At 36.2% G+C, this 1,092-nt stretch carries 1 protein-coding gene; it reads right to left on the bottom strand.

Features of this window, described 5'->3' with window-relative positions; all coding sequences use genetic code 11:
- On the bottom strand, positions 1–982 hold a 982-nt coding region (locus B5F09_RS14555; protein ID WP_087375026.1), incomplete at its 3' end, for an IS110 family transposase.
- Positions 983–1,092: the final 110 nt, after the last annotated feature.

Raw genomic sequence — 1,092 nt, 5'->3', positions numbered from 1 at the left:
CACATTGTACTAATACCGGTTTAAGATACTGCCCGGCTTTGCTGATACGAACTGATCTTTTCTTTCCTGCACTTTCATTATTGGCAGGAGAGACTCCAGCCCAGCAGCACAGCTGTTTATCTGTTTCAAACTGTGTCATATCAACGCCGATTTCAGAAATGATAAGAACAGCAGACATAAGCTGTATTCCATCAATTTCCGTAATATGGATGAAATCATCAAAGTATCTGGAAGCACGTTTGATGATTTCTACTTCAACAGCTTCAATATGTTTATCAAGCTCATTCATATGTGACTGAATTTCTGTCATCTTGAATCTTTGATCCGGCTCAATCTTTGAATTTTTAAGAGATTCAATTATTTTATCTTTGTTTCTGCAGCCACCATGTATAAGTTTTGTGATTTTAGCTTCATCAATAACCTCAGAAGATAGAACTTCATTCATTATGGCTGTAGCTGTTTTTCCAAAAGGATCAGAAACAACAGAAGCAAGAGCGATATTTGAAACGGTCATAGAATTCTGATAACGATTCCGTTCAGAACTACGCATACAGATGAGCTTGAAGCGGTAGCGAGAGAGATCCCTTAATTCACGAATATCCTTAGATGGGATAAAAGAAGATTTGAGAAGATCATGTTTGAAAAGATCACAAATCCATTTGGAATCTCTCTTGTCCGTTTTTTTACCCTTGATAGCTTTGACATATTTAGGGTGAACAAGGGTAATATTCATTTTAGATTCAGTCTCAAGAATATTGAAGACAGGGATCCAATACTTACCAGTAGATTCCATGCAGACATCAAAGCATTTGTGTTCAATAAGCCAGTTTTTAAGGTTATAGAGATCATAGTTAAGAGAAGAGAAATCTTTTTGAATATACTCAGTGACACGAGTTTTTTTATCAGTGATGCCAATGGTAGCAACAATAAGATTCTTGTGAACATCAAGACCGGCACAATTAAAACGGTGGATTTTAAGCATAAAAAAAACTCCTTTCAAAAAAGGAGAAGTGGCATTGACTGTCAGTCTGCGAAATATCACTATAGTTGATTAAAACAATCTTAAGTGTCCAGGCTCTAAGTCCTACTTGT

This window comes from Erysipelatoclostridium sp. An173, from assembly GCF_002160495.1.
Lineage (GTDB): Bacteria > Bacillota_I > Bacilli_A > Erysipelotrichales > Coprobacillaceae > Thomasclavelia > Thomasclavelia merdavium.
The sequence above is the reverse complement of the archived record's forward strand: the minus strand, read 5'-3'. Positions and strand labels throughout refer to the sequence as shown.